The sequence below is a fragment of the Providencia sp. PROV252 genome, assembly GCF_033676005.1.
GTDB classification, from domain to species: Bacteria; Pseudomonadota; Gammaproteobacteria; order Enterobacterales; family Enterobacteriaceae; genus Providencia; species Providencia vermicola.
Genome location: NZ_CP096294.1, coordinates 3,243,396 through 3,262,407 on the forward strand (window position 1 = coordinate 3,243,396; position 19,012 = coordinate 3,262,407).

The 19,012-nt window shown below is 39.6% G+C and carries 19 protein-coding genes; 2 read left to right on the forward strand and 17 right to left on the reverse strand.

Annotated elements, in window-relative coordinates; genetic code table 11:
* Positions 1-20: 20 nt before the first annotated feature.
* From yut to M1F05_RS15020, 16 genes are all read right to left on the reverse strand, one after another.
* A complete protein-coding gene (yut, locus tag M1F05_RS14945; protein ID WP_206082856.1) occupies positions 21-1,013 on the reverse strand; it encodes an urea transporter in 993 nt (330 codons plus the stop codon).
* A gap of 167 nt (positions 1,014-1,180) precedes the next feature.
* The gene (locus M1F05_RS14950; RefSeq protein WP_206082857.1) at positions 1,181-2,146 is read right to left on the reverse strand and encodes an urease accessory protein UreD; all 966 of its coding nucleotides are present in this window, start codon (positions 2,144-2,146) and stop codon (positions 1,181-1,183) included.
* 2 nt (positions 2,147-2,148) lie between these two features.
* Positions 2,149-2,781: an urease accessory protein UreG gene (ureG, locus tag M1F05_RS14955; protein WP_206082858.1), complete on the reverse strand. Its 633-nt coding sequence runs from the start codon at positions 2,779-2,781 to the stop codon at positions 2,149-2,151.
* A gap of 29 nt (positions 2,782-2,810) precedes the next feature.
* Positions 2,811-3,497, reverse strand: coding sequence for an urease accessory protein UreF (locus M1F05_RS14960; protein ID WP_206082859.1), 687 nt, complete (start codon positions 3,495-3,497; stop codon positions 2,811-2,813).
* A 29-nt stretch (positions 3,498-3,526) separates the two neighbouring features.
* Positions 3,527-4,189 carry an urease accessory protein UreE gene (ureE, locus tag M1F05_RS14965; RefSeq protein WP_206082860.1) on the reverse strand — a complete coding sequence of 221 codons (663 nt, stop codon included), beginning with the start codon at positions 4,187-4,189 and terminating at the stop codon, positions 3,527-3,529.
* 62 nt (positions 4,190-4,251) lie between these two features.
* Positions 4,252-5,970 carry an urease subunit alpha gene (locus M1F05_RS14970; protein WP_042848772.1) on the reverse strand — a complete coding sequence of 573 codons (1,719 nt, stop codon included), beginning with the start codon at positions 5,968-5,970 and terminating at the stop codon, positions 4,252-4,254.
* A gap of 62 nt (positions 5,971-6,032) precedes the next feature.
* A complete protein-coding gene (locus M1F05_RS14975) occupies positions 6,033-6,458 on the reverse strand; it encodes an urease subunit beta (RefSeq protein ID WP_206082861.1) in 426 nt (141 codons plus the stop codon).
* 19 nt (positions 6,459-6,477) lie between these two features.
* Complete coding sequence (locus M1F05_RS14980) at positions 6,478-6,780, reverse strand: urease subunit gamma (protein WP_206082862.1); 303 nt, start codon at positions 6,778-6,780, stop codon at positions 6,478-6,480.
* A gap of 226 nt (positions 6,781-7,006) precedes the next feature.
* Positions 7,007-7,786 (reverse strand): ATP-binding cassette domain-containing protein, encoded by a 780-nt coding sequence (locus M1F05_RS14985; protein WP_206082863.1) that lies wholly within the window; start codon positions 7,784-7,786, stop codon positions 7,007-7,009.
* On the reverse strand, positions 7,786-8,592 hold the full coding sequence (locus tag M1F05_RS14990) for an ABC transporter permease (RefSeq protein ID WP_206082864.1): 807 nt from the start codon (positions 8,590-8,592) through the stop codon (positions 7,786-7,788). The genes M1F05_RS14985 and M1F05_RS14990 overlap by 1 nt, the downstream gene beginning before the upstream one ends.
* Entirely contained in the window at positions 8,589-9,557 is a 969-nt protein-coding gene (locus M1F05_RS14995; RefSeq protein ID WP_206082865.1) for an ABC transporter permease, read from the reverse strand. Before M1F05_RS14995 ends, M1F05_RS14990 begins: the two co-directional genes overlap by 4 nt.
* Positions 9,557-11,146 (reverse strand): ABC transporter substrate-binding protein, encoded by a 1,590-nt coding sequence (locus tag M1F05_RS15000; RefSeq protein WP_206082866.1) that lies wholly within the window; start codon positions 11,144-11,146, stop codon positions 9,557-9,559. Before M1F05_RS15000 ends, M1F05_RS14995 begins: the two co-directional genes overlap by 1 nt.
* A 103-nt stretch (positions 11,147-11,249) precedes the next feature.
* Complete coding sequence (locus M1F05_RS15005) at positions 11,250-12,494, reverse strand: ammonium transporter (protein WP_206082867.1); 1,245 nt, start codon at positions 12,492-12,494, stop codon at positions 11,250-11,252.
* An 858-nt stretch (positions 12,495-13,352) separates the two neighbouring features.
* Entirely contained in the window at positions 13,353-13,805 is a 453-nt protein-coding gene (gene arsC, locus M1F05_RS15010; protein WP_206082868.1) for a glutaredoxin-dependent arsenate reductase, read from the reverse strand.
* Positions 13,806-13,815: 10 nt separating this feature from the next.
* Positions 13,816-15,105: an arsenic transporter gene (locus M1F05_RS15015; protein ID WP_206082869.1), complete on the reverse strand. Its 1,290-nt coding sequence runs from the start codon at positions 15,103-15,105 to the stop codon at positions 13,816-13,818.
* A 63-nt stretch (positions 15,106-15,168) separates the two neighbouring features.
* Positions 15,169-15,504, reverse strand: a complete 336-nt coding sequence (locus M1F05_RS15020; RefSeq protein ID WP_206082870.1) for a metalloregulator ArsR/SmtB family transcription factor — start codon at positions 15,502-15,504, stop codon at positions 15,169-15,171.
* Positions 15,505-15,867: 363 nt separating this feature from the next.
* On the opposite strand from M1F05_RS15020, the gene M1F05_RS15025 reads away from it, so the two are divergent.
* Positions 15,868-16,404 (forward strand): MarR family winged helix-turn-helix transcriptional regulator, encoded by a 537-nt coding sequence (locus M1F05_RS15025; RefSeq protein WP_206082871.1) that lies wholly within the window; start codon positions 15,868-15,870, stop codon positions 16,402-16,404.
* Between the two features lie 78 nt (positions 16,405-16,482).
* Here the strand turns inward: M1F05_RS15025 and M1F05_RS15030 are convergent, their stop codons facing one another.
* The gene (locus M1F05_RS15030) at positions 16,483-17,415 is read right to left on the reverse strand and encodes a DMT family transporter (RefSeq protein WP_206082872.1); all 933 of its coding nucleotides are present in this window, start codon (positions 17,413-17,415) and stop codon (positions 16,483-16,485) included.
* Between the two features lie 220 nt (positions 17,416-17,635).
* Here M1F05_RS15030 and dcuC point away from each other — a divergent pair, with 220 nt between their 5' ends.
* A complete protein-coding gene (dcuC, locus tag M1F05_RS15035; protein WP_206082873.1) occupies positions 17,636-19,000 on the forward strand; it encodes a C4-dicarboxylate transporter DcuC in 1,365 nt (454 codons plus the stop codon).
* Positions 19,001-19,012 lie beyond the last annotated feature (12 nt).

The following is a 19,012-nucleotide window of genomic DNA, read 5'->3' on the forward strand; positions in this document are numbered from 1 at the left end:
AAAAAGTTTTAGTGCAAATATTACTGCCGATGCTTAGGCATAATATCTTGATTCGGTACTAGAAATAGCCATGATGCTAGAACAAATGGCATCGTTAAGGTCGGGATACCAAATGGTTCAAGAATAATATCGAGTGCCCCTTGAACAAATACGGTAAATATCACACCAACGATGGCATAAACGACCACTCGATAGCTCGGTTTATTAAAGGTAGAACCTAAAGCAATCGCAGTTAATACAGCGCTAAATGAATATAAACCAGTATGAATACTCGAAAAGTCACCTTTTAAAAGGGTTGCAACAATAAAAGCAAGAAGAGAACCAAATACGGCAAATATCGCTGCCCATATAGAGCTAACCGCAAGACCAATGACAAAAAGAATGCCGACAATCATGCTACTGAGTAAAAATACTTCCGAGACACCACGGAAAATATCAGCAACCAGATCGCTATGAGGAATTAACCCAATAGGTTCAATAAGTTGTTTAGGTAATGCGGGGGTCGGCAATGCAACACCTTCAATACCTAAGAAATTGTAACTCGCGAGTAAAATGATCCATGATACTAAAACAAAAGGGGCTGTTAATGCTGCAACTTTCCAGTTTTTTAGAAAATCCATTAAAGAGATAGTCGCTATAACAGAAACGATACTCCCTAATACGATTGTTACCCAAACAAATGGGGTATTCTCTAAGAAAGTAGGAAGAGCAACCCCAACTAAGCAACCATTGTATCCATAAAGCCCCGAGCGCAGTGATTCAGTATCTAATTTACTAATATAAGCGGTAAGTGTAGCCACAATGGTACCTAACAAACAACCTAAAGCGACTTGCGGCATGCCTTCTAAAAACGCACCGATGAAAATGGCAATAAAAAATAGAAGTCCGGTGAGTGCGTTATTTTGAAACATAACTTGAGCACAGCCACGCAAGACGATATCAATAAATTGTATCGCTATATTTTTGCTGGCTAACTTATTCCAAGCATTCTGATTTATTATTTTTTCCATCATGAAATTCCTTGATAGGAATATCAGTAGAGAAATCATAAAAATTACTCTACTGATAATATATTAATAAATTACTTTGATAACCTAACCGGTTATTTCAGTCACTTTATGACAACCATTACTATTTTGTATTAAATGCAATAATAAACATTTAATGTAATAAACCGCATTTAACGCCATAAAAAAGGTTCTTGTAGCGAAATACCTAATATCTCTTCTCTCGCTATTTGCCAAAAATATCTGACAGCATCCTTCACTTTTGGACTATCAACCCCCAATGCTTTAAATATTAATCCACAGTCATTCGGTAATTGAGTTGCACCAAAAGCAATTTCATTTTTCGGGTCATATATCGCATCTAGACGTTCTAAAATACGCTCATGATGAATTTTAGGTGTCAGTAAAATAACATTGCCAAAAGTATCAAAGCTATCCATAACCGCTTTAAGATTTAACGGTGATTTTTTTGGCTCTAAAATGTATTTCTCAACAAATAATTCTTTATTGAACGATGATTCTGCTCGAATATGGGATGAAAAAACATCAAATCCAAACTGTTCATCTGGGTGGTGATATTTCCTGCCCGACATGAGTATTTCGGAATAAATCATTGTCGCACTTGGATGAATATTAATCCGCGTGTCAGTAATAAACCGAGAATTACGGTGAGGAATTATAGGATCGGGTAAATACTCTAAATACCCATCTTCCTCAACGATAATATTCTGGTACTGTGTGGCATAGTTGGCTTCCATCATATGAACCTTGGTCGCAGATTGCGTTGTCACATGAGCACAAGCACCTTTTTCAACTATAATATCAAGGGCTTGCCTATCACCTTGCAGTAAACTGCCAGAGGTAGAGATCATAGTGACGCAGGGTAGATGGGGCATCAACTCATCCCAATACAGCGCTTTTTGCACTAAAGAAGGAACGCGACGCTCCATTTCCACCAGCTCACTACGATACTCTCCTTGAGCAAACCTTAATTTTAAGTAACCACTTTTACCAACAGCACCACTTTGCATTTGCTTCGGTTCATCTTGATATGCGGCGAGTTCAGGTGCATTGCTGCCTAAAATATGAGCTTTAACACGCGTTGGAGTATTTGCTATATCTGCCCTGAAATTCGTCATCTTTACCCCCTTGGTACTTGGTGCGTAAAGAGGAATTTATCCATGATCATATCAACCAACTCAACAACCCCTTCCCCCGTTTTACAGTTAGTCAGTATATAAGGGCGGTCGCCACGAACAATTTTGGTATCATGTTCCATCACTTCAAGACTGGCACCAACATAAGGCGCTAAGTCAATTTTATTGATAACTAAAATATCGGCTTGAACTAAACCTGGACCATTTTTACGTGGAATTTTTTCACCTTCAGCTACATCAATAACATAGATGTAAAAGTCAGCAAGTGCAGGGCTAAAGGTTAAAGTTAAATTATCACCGCCACTTTCGATCATAATCACATCGCTATCAGGGAAGCGTTCTTCCATATCTTCAACTGCAGCAATGTTCATACTTGGGTCTTCACGTACTGCAGTGTGAGGACATGCCCCTGTTTCAACACCTAAAATTTTCTCTTCATCAAGAATGCCTTTCAAGGTGCGTTTTACTTGTTTTGCATCTTCAGTCGTCACAATGTCATTCGTGATGATTAGCGGTTTAATACCTCTTTCAATGAGGATCGGGGTGATCACTTCAATAATTGCTGTTTTTCCTGAACCTACTGGTCCACCAATTCCGATCCGAGTCATTTTTTTCATCATTTTTCCCCAAAATTTTTAGTTGTTCGTTAGTTCATAAACAAACGGACAAACGATTTAGTGTGTACCGCAGCTAAGACATCAATCACAGGAACATATGAGGACATTTGCTCTATGTCACCATTAGCTGCGATGTCACAAAAAACCTTAATTTCTTCATTTAATTCAAAAAGAATATGCTGTGTTTCATAGTGTGTGATACGCATTAGCCGCATCGCAGCACTCAAAATGGTCATGGCAATACCATATTGGTGCATCACAACAACATCTCTTTCCGCGATCCCTTGAACAGCCATAACAATGGCTTGTGTTACTGGCTGAGTCCCTGGAACCTCATTAGCTTTGATTTTCGCAAGCCACCCACTCACTTGTGGGTTCTCAAAAATATGGACTGAGATTTCAGCGAGTTTTTTCCCCATTCGGGTTGTCATTATGCGTGCTTCTTCATTCAATTTACGGTTATGTACCGCCCAATCAACCTTCGCTAATGTGTCGTTATCTTGAGCAATAGCAGCACGATGAGCCGCCACAATGGCGATACAATCTGAATGAGCTGCGACACTCAAAGACGTATGAACAAAAGATTTCAGCGTTTCTTTGTCGTGGACAACACCTTTTTGAATGGCGGATTCAACCCCATTTGAAAATGTAAATGCACCAATTGGTAGTGCTGAATCACCAAACTGCATAATTCTAATTAGGTCAGATGCTTCCATATCACTTTCCTTACTCATGAACACGAACGTTATTTGTGTGTATGAGTGTGCCCATGGTCATGATGGTGATCATGACTGTGATCGTGGCTGTGTGCATGATCATGACTGTGACTGTGCCCATGGATCTGCCCTAATTCCACATGAACATGCGTATCTGTTTCCTCTGCACCACCAAATAATAAACGCGCTTCAGAGTGGCTCAATTCAGGTAAAATGCTTTCACCTTTCACAAAGGCAAATGTTTCTTCACCAAAACCATGTGTGCGCATGACCGAACCCATGACTTTTTCACTTACCGTCAGTGGTACGTAAACAAGATCACCCTTTAAAACGGCTTTCCAGTGCTGGTTACCTAATGCATGCCCTAATTCGAAACTAATACGAATATGCTCTTCAGTACTTAGGTTTTTCAGGTGGGATAAATTGACCATCATGACGTCACGTAAAGAGATCTGAACTATCGTCATTGTATTGGTTGTTTCATCAAATAGCAGAACATCACCATCCGACAACAAGACTTTTCTGTCCAGCGCGATACCTAAGTCTTGGCCTTTTTCAGTATTTTTACGACAGCGGCTTTTCTGTGCTTCTCGTTGATCAAGGATCAACGTATCAACGTCAGCATTTTTCTGGCGCGCTTGCCACACTGGGTCTTTTTTAACATTGCCAAGAATATGTTCAATAATGATCATAATATTACCTTTTATGTTAATTCTGCCCGCCACTGGCGGGCAGATAATCCAAACATGTACAATTAGCTAAAGAAATAACGTTGATTCATTGCGGCTTCGCTAATCGGCTGGCAAGTTGCATGTTCACCATTTACTTTTACAGCAAAGGTTTCAGGGTCAACTTCAATATTTGGTGTCTCACCGTTACGCACTAAATCACGCTTTCCAATCGCTCGGCAGTTATTGACAGCAACCACTTGCCGCTCAAGGTCTGCTTTTTCTTTAATGCCATCATCTAAAGCAGCTTGTGAAACGAAAGTCACACAAGTGTCGTTAACGGTTTTACCCATTGCACCAAACATTGGACGATAGAACACTGGCTGTGGTGTTGGCAGGGAAGCATTCGGATCGCCCATTGCTGCCCAGTTGATCATGCCACCTTTAATAACCAGTTTAGGTTTAGCACCAAACATACGTGGGTCCCATAATACGAGATCCGCCATTTTGCCGACCTCAATGGAGCCTAGAATATGGCTGATACCCTGAGCAATCGCTGGGTTGATGGTGATTTTTGCCACGTAACGTAGGACACGGAAGTTATCATTGCCTGGCGCATCTTCAGGCAGCTTGCCACGAGACGCTTTCATCGCGTTGGCTGTCTGAACAATACGTAACCAGTTTTCACCCACACGCCCCATCGCTTGTGAATCACTTGAGAACATCGAAATAGCGCCCATATCATGTAGCACGTTTTCTGCTGCAATGGTTTCAGGGCGAACACGGCTCTCTGCAAATGAAACATCCGACGGGATATTTGGATTCAAGTTATGACATACCATGATCATGTCAAATAACTCTGACTGGCTGTTAACACCGAACGGTAAGGTTGGGTTTGTTGAGCTTGGTAATACGTTAGGCTGGCTAACAACTTTTATAATATCAGGGGCATGTCCACCACCAGCACCTTCTGTATGGTAGGTGTGGATAGTTCTACCTTCAAAGGCTTCGATGGTATCTTCAACATAACCACCTTCATTTAGGCTGTCTGTATGTACTGAGATTTGCACATCAAATTCATCAGCAATACGTAACGCATGGCGAATCGCATTTCCTGTTGCGCCCCAGTCTTCGTGAACTTTTAGGCCAGCAGCCCCCGCAACCAGCTGTTCTATCAGTGGTTCACGAGTATAAGAGTTGCCTTTACCTAAAATACCTACGTTAATTGGTAAACCTTCGATAGCGCGTAGCATGGAGCGCATGTTCCAAGGGCCTGCCGTTACTGTCGTACCGTTAGTTCCATCGGTTGGGCCAATACCGCCACCAAAGAAGGTTGTCACACCGTTTGATAACGCCGCATAAGCTTGTTGCGGCGAAATTAAGTGAATATGAGTATCAATACCCGCTGCCGTTAGAATTAAGTGTTCACCGGAGATAGCATCCGTTGATACCCCAACAACCATACCTGGCGTGATGTTATCTTGAATATTTGGGTTACCGCTTTTACCAACACCAACAATTTTGCCTGCTTTAATCCCCACGTCGGCTTTGATCACACCTAAACGCGCATCGACGATGGTGACGTTAGTAATCACTAAATCTAAAACACCGTTATCACTCGTGAAAGTATTATTCGCGCCCATACCATCGCGTAAAGATTTACCACCACCATAGACAGACTCCTCGCCATATCCACGTAAATCTTTTTCGATTTCAATATATAAATCGGTATCGCCTAAACGAATTTTATCGCCAACTGTTGGTCCGAATAAACCGTTGTATTCTTGTCTAGAAATTTTTGGCATGTTATTTACCTTTAACGTTAAGAAGGTGCATTGTTATTTATCATTACTGACATCTAACGCGCTTACTGTTCCTTATGCTTAAAACCACGAGCAATTGCTTTATTTAAAGCGATTGCTTTAGCAGGACGCTCAGTAGCGGCAACGTTGTCACCCGCCCAACCATCAACAAGGTTATTAAACCCATAGACACTTTGCTTTCCACCATAAGGGATCAGAGAAACTTCCACTTCATCACCTGGCTCAAAACGAATTGCCGTTGTAGAAGCAATATTTAAACGCTTACCGTAAGCCGCTGCACGGTCGAACTCTAATGCGTGGTTAACTTCAAAAAAATGAAAGTGGGAGCCAATTTGCACAGGTCTATCACCTGTATTACGAACTTTAATTTTTGTTTCAGGTTTGCCTACGTTGAACTCAATAGGCTCATCTGCAAAAATAACACCACCTAAAGGAGTCGGGGCTTTAATGCTTGTTTTTGAATTACTCATATTTCACCTCACCCTTCATTTATTTAATCGGATTGTGGACAGTTACTAAGCGAGTACCATCAGTAAAAATCGCTTCAACCTGAACATTTGGAATTAAGTCGTCCACACCATCCATAACGTCTTTTTTCGTTAAAACAGTTGCCGCTTCTTTCATCACATCTTCAACGGTTTTACCATCACGTGCACCTTCAAGTGCGGTAACCGTAATAATGGCAACAGCTTCTGGGTAATTTAATTTCACACCACGCGCACGGCGTTTTTCAGCTACGTCTGCGAGTGTGTAAACCATCAATTTTTCAATTTCTCTTGGGGTTAACTGCATAACGCCTCCTCAATTGATAAAGCTTAGTATTGTTAATACTGATAAGTATTCATTTTACGAACCAATAACTCATTTTCATTTGTAAAATATAAATTGAGTTAAATATCCAATAACGACGAGTTAAATAAATAAAATCCTTCTCAATAAACATTCCAATTTAATTAATCCAAATAAGACTGGATACGTATTGGCTATTTATTAAATTCAATTTTTAAATCATATTTATTCACTGGGTCCAATTTATAAATTGTTGTTCGGGCAAAGAATTCCACAGAGATTGAAAACACTTCCCTCCTCCGCCTCGCTTTAATATTTCACTACTGAGTACTTCTTCTAAAACACCATTACGTAATAGCGCAATGCGATCAGCAAAACGCACAGCCATTGCAAGGTCGTGGGTCACCCACAAAACACCTTTACCATCAAAGCAAAGAGATTTGATATGTTGTAGAAGTTGCATCGCATGTTCATCGTCTAGCCAAGATGAAATTTCATCTGCAAGAATATATTCAGCTTGAGAGAGTGTCGCGCTACAAGCGAGTACACGTTTTGCCATTCCCCCAGAAAGCTTATTGGGATAGCTATGGATTAAATCTGCTTGTAAATTATATTGTTGTAAGTGCAACGCGACGTCATGCATTTTAATATGCTGTCCACTTAATACAGCAGCACGTTCAAGTTGAGGGCCTATCTTAATGAGAGGATTTAATGCACTAATCCCTTGAGGGATATAGCACAGTGAATTACCACGATATTGCTGTTTAGATTTTTCTGTTAACTGGCATCCATTTAATACAATATCACCACGACAGCGCATATTTTCAGGTAATAGACCTAAACTACTTTGTAGTAATAAGCTTTTCCCTTCTCCGCTTCCACCTACCAATGCAACCATTTCACCTGGAGCCACATCCAATGAAATATCTTGTAAAAGCGGTGACCACTGTTTTTTGCCTAACCAGCGGAATTTCGCAACATCAATCGTAAGGTTATCAAAACTTAACATCAATCGCTCCTCAACCATAATTGTTGTACCGCTTTAGCAAACTGATCAAATAACAGCACTAACCCAACTAATGCAATGCCTGGAAACACAGCTAACCACCATGCACCTGTACTTAAGTAACGCAATGCATCTGACAGCAAAATACCTAACGATGCTTCATGTGGAGACAAACCAAAACCCAAAAAACTCAGTGCCGCACTATGTAATATCGCATGTGGAAACATTAATAATGACCCCACTAACCATTGTGAAAGGATCATCGGTAAATAGTCATATCGGCATCGGTAGAGCGCACTATTTCCAATCCGTTTCGATAACATGATGTAATCTGTTTGCTGCACTCGGAGCAATTCGGAACGTAAGATCAACGTCAACTTTGGCCAGTGTGTCAACGCAACCGCCCAAATTACCCCCACTTTGCCGCCACCTAATGTAAAGCAAATCAATATCAACAATAACAAGTGTGGCAACGCTAACAACGAATCAATACATCCACGAATAACATAATCCATCGTCTTACTAAAAGAGGATAAACTTGCCATCACTAGCGCTATCACTCCGCTCGATAATGCTGCGATGGTACCAATTTGTAAGCTGGTCGCTATTCCTTGGAATACTCTGTCCCACAAGTCTCGACCTAAATTATCAGTACCAAATAAATGAACCAACGATGGCGCTTGTCGCCGGTCGAGTAAATTCACTTCTACATCAGTTTGGGAAAGCCATGCTGCATAAGCCCCTAAAGCAAATAAGCACAATAAGGAAATAACTAACTTAATTAAGGCCTTATTTGGATTATAAGTCATGGCTCTCGGAGTACTCCTTTGTTCACGCTCTTGAGCAACCTATCAGAGATACTATTACTAAAGAAAATCACTACCGCACATAGCATCACGATCCCCATTAATAAAGGGATGTCACCCCGTAAACCCGCATCAATGGTCGCTTGCCCTAATCCTGGGTAAGCAAACACTTTTTCAGCTAGCAATGCACCACTGAGCAATTCCCCCATTGAGGCAAACTGTAAACATATTGCAGGGGTAATCGCATGTTTTACGACATGAAAGCTGATCATCGGCCATCCTTTATCCCCTTGAGCTTTTGCATAATGGATAAACTCACTGTTCATTACTTCAGCAACTTTAGAACGCGTATGCAGTGCGATATTACCAATACCTAACATCCCTAAAGCCACTACAGGTAACACAAGGTGATGCACTTTTTGTGACAATGTTGATGTTTGTTCATCTAAGCCTATCGGCCAAGCGCAACAAATTGGCGCCCACTGTAATGAAACAGCAAAAAGTGACAATAAAAGTAAACCAACCCAAAAAACAGGAATTGAAGCCAATAAATAAGATAGCGTTGAGATGATTTTATCTGGCCATCTATTTAGGTATCTCCCTGCTATCAACCCAAGCCCAAAACCAATCGCTCCAGAAAATAGCCATGCCGATAATAACAAGGCTAATGAAGGTGCTAACCTATCAGCAATCACTTGTGAAACAGGGGTGTTATAGAGCATGGAATACCCCATATCACCTTGTAATATCTGTGAAAACCAACGCCAGAACTGCATCCATAAAGGCTGATCAAGCCCCCAACGAGCTGCAATCAATGAATATTGCTCAGGGGGAACATGCATTAAATCATTACCAATGTAGGCTTTAATTGGGTCTATTGGTGAATAGCTTAGGAGAATAAAAACCCCAAATGCTGTCACCAATAATAAACAGATAAACCGCAATAAAAGCCCGATGGTTGTCCGCATTACTTGCAGGTCCAAGCCCAGTCATCTACATTATTCAACACTGACCACGAGCCGTGAATTTCAGGTGCGCCCTTTCCTAGCTCGACACAATTATTCAATAAATAAAGATGTTGTACGTTCATTAACCAAGCCCAAGCAGCATCACCTTGAATACCTGTTCCTGTTTTGCCATCCCAATCCACTTTCTGCCAAAATGGAATAGCCGCATCTTGGTCTGGCTGGCGAAGTGCCTCTTCTATCACCTTATCAACAGCTGGATTTTTATAGTAACCCGCATTATAGAACCCTACGCCAGCAGCCTTGCTGCTGTAGTTATGAACCAGTTCCATCGGGTCAAGGCTACCCCAACCAAACAATGTTGGGTTGGCATGCATATATTTTTCAACGGTTTCCCAGCTGCCTGATTTTAAATCCATTTCAATGCCAATTGGCTTTAAGCTTGCTCTCACGGCCTGAGCTAAATCACGACGAGTGCTGTCGCCGCTGGCGTACCAAAGCGTTAGTTTTGCCACTTTGCCATCTTTTTCTCTTAAGCCGTCTTTATTCAGTTTCCAGCCAGCATCATCAAGAATAGTTTTCGCTTTTTCGACATCCCCATCTTTAAATGAAGATTGAGGATTATTCCAAGGCAAGCCTTCAACGCCTGTATATGCAGGGATCGCAAAACCTTCTAACACCGCATCCGCCAATAGCTTACGGTCAATGGCGTAGTTGATCGCTTTACGGATCGCGACATCTGAAGTAATGTCATTTCCAATTGGGTCACCTGCCGCATTTTTCTCTCCCGCAGGTGGAATTGGGAAGGAAATCCCTCGGTTTTCAACACTGTGGCGCTCAATCAACTTCATTCTTTTCACATCTTTTGCATTATTCGCAACGGCTGCAGGAATACGAACAATGTCTAATTCACCACTTTGAGCTGCGGCAAAAGCGCCATCTTCATTCAAGAAGACAAAAACCATTTTATCGAAATCGTTTTTGGGCCCCGCATAAAATGGGTTTCTTTCAACAATTAATTGCTGGCCTGGCTGGAAGTTCACTAAGCGATAAGGGCCTGCCCCGATAGGATTATGTGCGTATTTTTTCGCATCATATTTATCCGCAGAAACAATCCCTAATGAACCTAATACATTAATAAAGGTACTTTGCGGAGCAGATAACGTCATTTTAACGGTAGATGGGTTAACTTCCTCTGCTTTAGCAAAGTTCCCCATATCGACTTTTCCACCACTTGCTGCGGCATTGTTATAGGTAAAAACAACATCTTTTGCGGTTAATGGGGAACCATCGGAGAATTTAAGCCCGTCTTTTAATTTTAATGTCCACTCTTTACCGTCATCTGAATGTTCATATTTTTCAAGCATGTAGCTATGCCATGATAAATCAGCTTTTTGTTTTAATAATGGACTATGCAAAAGTAAATAGCTGCCGTGGCTCCAACCTAACATTGGATCAAACCCCTCGGTTGGCTCAGAGCCTATCGCTAAGCGCAAAGTTTGCGGCTTCTGAGTATCAGTCGCAGCATTTACACTCATCGATAGCCCCATAAAACAAATAGCCTGAATAGCTATTGCTACTTTCTTTTTCATATACCCATCCTAAATTACCAGCTGTATTTAGCAGCTATCCCAACCAGTGGTTCAAATAAACCTACCAATTAGGATAAACTGCAAGAAATAATATATTTGATAACTAATCTGCTTTTTCTCGATATGCGTCTTCATCAAATTCAACGGTATCTAAATTGTCACCAACCGCACTTTGGTCAACTCTGACTGGTGTAAATTTATTGATTATCCAAAGAATTAAGATTGTAAAAACAAAGGACCAAATACTGGTAAAGACAACTGCCACAGTTTGCTTCACAATTTGCATCCCGTTACCTTCAATTAACCCAGCAGGACCTTTCGCATTCCAAACCGTTGATGCAAACACGCCGACTAAAATAGAGCCAGTAATACCACCGACACCGTGCACACCGAATACATCTAATGCATCATCTAAATGACGCCTGACTAAGAAAACACAGGTGTAACAAACGATACTCGCAATAATCCCAATAATTGCCGCAGAACCAATTGAAACATAACCTGAGGCAGGCGTAATAGTGGCTAATCCCGCTACAGCCCCCGTTAAAAAACCAACAAGTTTAGGTTTACCTGTATGGAAACGTTCAATGATAAACCAAGTAATTGCTGCAAATGCCGCGGCAATATCGGTAGTAATAAACGCTGAAACGGTTACGGTATTGACTTGCAGTTCAGAACCCGCGTTAAAACCATACCAACCAAACCACAATAAAGCCGCGCCAAGTGCAATATAAGGAATATTGTGAGTACCATCTGACTTAATGACTCTTTTACCTACATATAATGCTGAAGCAATTGCAGCAAACCCTGCAGTTGCGTGAACGACAATACCACCCGCAAAGTCAACAACCCCCCATTTAGCAAAAATACCATCTGGGCTCCAGACCATATGAACGAATGGTGCATAGACAAATAATGTCCATAAGGTTAAAAAGATGAGATAAGCAGGGAAATTAACTCTATTTGCGAAAGCCCCTGTAATTAAGGCGGGCGTAATAATCGCAAACATCATTTGATATCCAAAATGAACCAGTATTGGCAAACCACCATCATTACCGGTATACATCGTCTGAGGATCAATGTTATTCAAGAATGCATAATAAAGTGGGTCGCCAACAATCCCATTAATTGTAGGACCGAACGATAATGAATACCCAACCGCAAACCAAATAATTGCCACCCACCCCATAGAAAAGAAACTCTGGGACATAATGGTAATAATACTTTTACGCGAAACTAATCCACCATAGAAAAAAGCAAGCCCAGGAGTCATTAGCATAACAAGACTAGTACAAAGCAGCATAAATGCTGTATTTGGGACATCCAAAACTGACAATACATTTTCCATGGATACTCCTAAATTAACATAATGATATTTAAAATTTAGAGATATTTATTACTTCATTAAATGACTAGAATGATTATCACAATTGAAATTACATTCATAATAGAGTGATCACTAAGATAATCAATAAAAAAAAACAAATTAGATAATAAAAAATAATTCATACGTTTTTTAATAATCGATAAATGATTAACCATAAATGACTAATTAACATCGAAAAATAAAAAATCATTTTAGCCAGTGAAATATTCATAATTTTCAATCAAAAACAAGGCATCTCCTTAATTAATAACAATCAGATTTAAAAACATATTTTTTACATTTTCCCGCATTCTTAATTTTAATAGGTATAAAAATAAATCCATCCTCCGAAATCATTCATCAACATTACACTTTCATTACTATTAAATTGAAAAATAGCGTAATTAATTCAGTATACTCAGTTAAAAAACAGAAACCTACACAGCACTAATCAAATAAACTGCAAAAACCATTAGCAACCATAAATACAAAAATAAAACCCCGTAAATTCCTTAAAAGAAAATAAATTACATAATATTAATTAAAAGAAACCCTACTTAATAAAAAATTCATCATGGTAATTCCAATACCTATAAAGTTAGTATGGTTTTATTACACTTATTTTTAAAAATATAAGAAGGGTTTATTTTTCTTTTCATTATTCAGTGTACTCATTTCATTTTCCACAAATGTACTTATTCTTGATATCTTAAGGTTACTTCAAGGCATAAGTGCCGCAGCCGCATTTTCTGGGGCAATATCTCATATTTTATTTAATTAACAGCATAAACACATACAGAGTGTTGAAGTTGCCAACAACACCCAATCCCATTTATCTTCTTAAGGTTTATACTTACTAGCCTCTTCATTTGCATTTTGTACATCGTGACGACCAATCACTATTTGACCATCTTCCTTGATAAATTCACTTTGTTGCTGGTTAGGCAATATATCTAACACTACCTCTGAAGGTCGACACAACTTTACGCCTAGCGGAGTGACGACAATCGGCCTATTAATCAGTAGCGGATACTGCAACATCACATCAATGAGTTGGTCATCTGTATAGCTATCTTTTTCTAAGTTTAATTGCTCATAGGGTTCAACATTTTTTCGTAGTAACGCCCTTACCGTGATTTTCATATCAGCAATAAGTTGCACTAACACATCTTTAGCCAGCGGCGTTTCTAGATAATAAATAATCGTTGGCTCAATACCACTATTGCGGATCATCGCAAGCGTATTGCGTGAAGTGCCGCAGTTTGGATTGTGGTAGATAGTGATCTCATTCATGGGGCTACCTTTAATTTAACAGTGAAAGTCGAAGTACTAAAGCAACGAGTGTGACAATGAGCACAGGGATCGTCATGATAATCCCTGTTTTAAAATAGTAGCCCCATGTAATGGTCATGTTTTTTTGCGATAAAACATGCAACCACAGCAATGTAGCCAAACTACCAATCGGTGTAATTTTAGGCCCCAAATCGGCACCAATCACATTGGCATAAACCATGGCTTGCTGAATTAATCCTGTCGCTTCACTCCCTTCAATGGATAAAGCACCAATTAATACCGTTGGCATATTATTCATAATTGATGATAAAAATGCGGTAATAAACCCAGTACCCAGAGTTGCTACCCATAACCCTTTGTCTGCAAGGTAATTGAGCGCTTCAGAAAGATAATCGGTTAACCCTGCATTTCTTAAACCATAAACCACCAAGTACATACCTAAAGAGAAAATGACGATTTGCCACGGTGCACTACGTAACACTTTTTTGGTATTAATCGTATGGCCTCTGGCTGCAATCACCCAAAGAATTAAGGCGCCAATTGCCGCAATAGCGCTAACAGGAATACCTAATGGTTCTAAGACAAAAAAACCGATGAGCAACAACACCAATACCAGCCAACCTGCTCTAAACGTTGTCATGTCCTTAATGGCTAAAGTCGGTTCACTCAGTTTAGTGATATCATACTGCTTAGGAATATCTTTGCGGAAAAACCAATGCAGCATCGCTAATGTTACAATAATTGCTGCAATATCCACTGGCACCATAATCGATGCATATTCAGTAAATCCAATATTAAAGAAGTCCGCAGAAACGATATTCACGAGGTTTGAGACAATAAGTGGCAAGCTCGCTGTATCTGCAATAAAACCCGCTGCCATGACAAATGCTAATGTCGTGCCTTTGTTAAAACCAAGTGCCAGTAACATCGCAATTACAATGGGCGTTAATATCAAGGCTGCGCCATCGTTGGCAAATAAAGCAGCAACCATTGCACCAAGTAATACAATATAACTAAATAGCAGTCTTCCTTTACCCCCGCCCCACTTAGCAACATGCAATGCAGCCCATTCAAAGAAACCGCTTTCATCTAAAAGCAGGCTAATAATAATTACTGCAACAAATGTCGCAGTGGCATTCCAAACAATATTCCAAACAATCGGAATATCTTGAAAACTGATCACACCAAAGATCAGTGCCAATACCGCTCCTGCCGATGCACTCCAGCCTATACCCAACCCTTTGGGCTGCCATATAACAAACGTAATCGTCAAAACAAAAATTAATGCCGCAATAAACATAACAACCTCGTACTTATTACACTCACAACACATATGTTTTTTCATATGTGTTTATTTAAAAAATTATCTTGCGCAATTACCCATCGAATGTGTTTTCGCTATAGCTGAGAGTAAGTTTGATACCCTCTTTTTTTCTGTTAAATACGTTATATCAATGATATTTTTTACCCACGGTAGTAATGCCGGAGATAATCGATAATGAACCCATTTACCATGTTTTGAATCGAGCAAAAGACCCGATTCTCTTAGCATTGCTAGGTGTCTAGAAGTCTTTGGTTGCGATAAATTTAAGGCCGTATAGATATCACAGACACATAGCTCACCAGATGCTTTCAAAAGCAACACGATATCGAGCCTTGTTTGATCACCTAAAATTTTAAACAGTTGTAGTGGTTCCATATATTCTCCTGAATGCTCTATGGGCATTCTACCCCCTAGAAACATATATGCAAAATCAAATATAATAATAAATACTAAAAAGAATTTTTAAGCTGAAGGATCGCGAGTTAATTTGAAGACCTAATTAGTCGTGTTTCTATAAAACAGTGACTAAGACTAGATTACAAAAAATATACTCGAAAAATCAAATAGTAAGCTAAATATAAAAATAGCGTTTCTACTTCCCCCGCTATTAGTTCTATATCTTGAATAGGGGTAAGTGTGTGAAAAGATCCTTTTTCATGATAAACTTACATTGAAAATATAAAGAGTTAGGTTGATTCAGACTTAGTATAAAAGTAAGCTTAAAACTGGATTTTAGTCATGAAAGAAATCAAAAAAATGTCAGATAAAGACTTTGTTGATACACTAATACAAGAATGGCTGGAAACCGTCCCTACATTGGATTTGAGTGGTTTACCCATTATCGCCCGCATAGTACGTATGAGTCATTATATCTCGCAATTTGTTGATGCGAATTTGGCCCGATACAATCTAAATGTGGGGGAGTTTGAAGTGCTAGCAGCACTTGCTAGAAACCCTGACCGTCAACTTTCCCCCAAAGAACTGCAAAAGAAAATTCTTATTTCCTCTGGTGGATTATCTAACCGAATTAATCGATTAGAAGAAAAGAAATTCATTGTTAGAATTCCAGATCCTGCTGATCGACGTGGTGTTATTGTAAAAATAACACCAGAGGGACGAAAATTGACGCTTGAAGCAGTAGAAACTCACGTAGCGATTGAAAAATCATTAATTCAAGGCTTAGATGCTGAAAATAAAGATCAACTCGCTATGCTACTGAAAAAACTTATTCAATCACAAAAATCTGAGCTCAACGAGAAAAATGGAGCTGAATAAAAAAACACCCCAAAGTTGGAGTAAACTTTAGGGTGCAGCTCACATTGAGCTATTTTCATTCTGACGTAATCATTTCAGCTAAGCTTTTTGCTGGCCCTCAGACTTTAAAACTAACCATAGACCAGCCAAAATCAAACATAATCCTATTACAGCCAGCATATTGACGTTTTCATGCGCAACAACAATCGCAAGGAAAAACGCCACAATGGGCTCAATTAAACCCAACGCCACACCTGTAGGAGCACTGATATGTTTCAATGCTTGGGTATATAACAGATAAGCCACGCCAGTTGTTAATAATCCGAGGTAAAATATCACTGCAATGCTCACCCAACTGACCGTTGGTGTTCCTGCTAATATCCAAGCAATCGGAACCGCAATAAATATAGCAATGCTAAATGTATGCTTAGTAATCGTTAATGGAGAATCAATACTGACCAATTTCTTACTCATCAATGTATAAAGTGCATAGCAAAAACCCGCACTCAAACAAATAAGTAAACCACCTGTATTAATTTGCCAACTACTACTTTGAGAAAGAACCATCCATGTTCCTCCTGCCGTTGCACAAAAAGTTCCAAGCCACCAAAGCAAAGACGGTGATTTCTTCAGAAGAATCGCCTGCATTAAGCCAGCCCAAATAGGGGCACTACCAATCGTTGTAGCCGTTCCTATTGCTATTCCAGTCGCCTTAATACCTGCAAAAAAAGTTAAGTTATATAACCCCATACAGATACCTGCGATAATGATATATCGCCAATATGTCATTGACCCCTTGGCAGAATTATCTGTTTGTTGTTGCTCATTTACGTTTAGTGCTTGGCGGTTTGTAATTCGATAAAAAAACAACAAATGAAAGAATAAACACGCAACAAGCAACCTAAATGCACCAATCCAGTAAGGTGCTGTTGCACCTTGTACAAAACTTTGAGCGGTCCCCGCAGTTCCCCATAAAAAAGCCGCACAAAGCGCCAGCGAGATCCCAATTAAAGATACTTTTTTCATCGTCATTGAATTTTTACCACCATTTCAATAAAAATATATCTTCACACTAAGATACTTAATGTGAAGATACAAGGGGGTTGAAATTAAAGAAGACAAAATAGTAATCATTTATGACAAAAGTCAATAATTGTACGTTTTGTGATTGATATTAAAACACCAATTATTAATATTGATATATCTTCTCGTGAAGATACTTCCAATAAAGAAATAATAATGAGAGGCAGCTATGACTGTTATAATTATCAGTGTAATAGTGTTGATACTAGCGGGTTATGCAATTGCGAAGAACTACGAGGCAAAAATTGTATTATTCACCGCAGGTATTGCGCTGATGCTCAGCGCAGCAATGTTAGGAATGCCTATTTTAGATATAAAACAAAGTACAGGGAATATCTGGCTTGACCCACTAAAACAAATACAACTAGGATTTATCAAACAATTTGGTGGCGCAGGGATCATAATCATGGTCCTATTCGGCTTTTCTTCTTATATGTCACGCATTGGTGCAAACGATGCCGCTGTTCATTTAGTTGCAAAGCCTATTTCAAAAATTCGCTCTCCTTATATTCTAGTTCCAATTGTTTTTTGGCTCGGAAACTTACTGTCGTTAGTGATCCCCAGTGCCGCGTCATTAGCCGTTATTTTAATGGCGACTCTGTACCCCATATTAAGGGCTGCAAAAATGTCATCAATGACAGCGGCGGGGATTATTGCGACCACAGCAACAATTATGCCAACACCATTAGGGGGCGATAATGTTGTTGCAGCTCGCTTACTCGGTTTTGAGCATGTTGTCGACTACGTCACTTTACATCATGCCGTTATCTCTCTCCCCGTTTTATTATTAATGGGTTTTGCCCATTATTTTTGGCAAAAGTATATGGATAAACGGCAAGGCGCATCAGCATTTACTGAAGTTGATGAAAGTAAAATCGAGGGTAATAAAGAGCTACCTCCCTCCTATTACGCCTTATTTCCGCTTGTTCCACTTATTCTAATTATCGTTTTAGGGCTGTGTTTTCGAGAAATCAAAGTAGGGCTTGTTGAAATCACACTATTCTCATTTGTGCTCGCATTTGCCACAGAACTTATTCGTAAAGGCAACCCGAAAGAACAAATGGTTCAAGCAGGACTCTTTTTTAAAGGAATGGGTGAGGGATTTTCTCAAGTCGTTGTCCTGATTGTTGCCGCAGGCACACTAGTAGCAGGTCTTAATGCTATTGGCATCATCGATATGATTTCAGGTGTTGTTAAGAACGTAAATAATGCAGGCGTTGGATTAATGTTTATTTTCTCTGGCTTAACAGCGTTAATCACCTTTATTAGCGGTAGTGGTAACGCGGTGTTCTATTCATTTATTGAATTAATTCCATCTATTGCAAATCAAGCCCATGTTGACCCGATTATGGTTGCTCTTCCAATGCAATTTACGTCTAACTTAGTCCGAGCCATCTCTCCAGTTTCTGCTGTCGTTATTATTGTCGCATCGGTTATCAAAGTGAGTCCTGTTGAAGTAGTAAAAAGAACCTCAGTACCTTTAGCGGTAGGCACGATAGCAACGTTAATTTATGCATATTTTCTGTATGCGTAGAATGGGTTATTA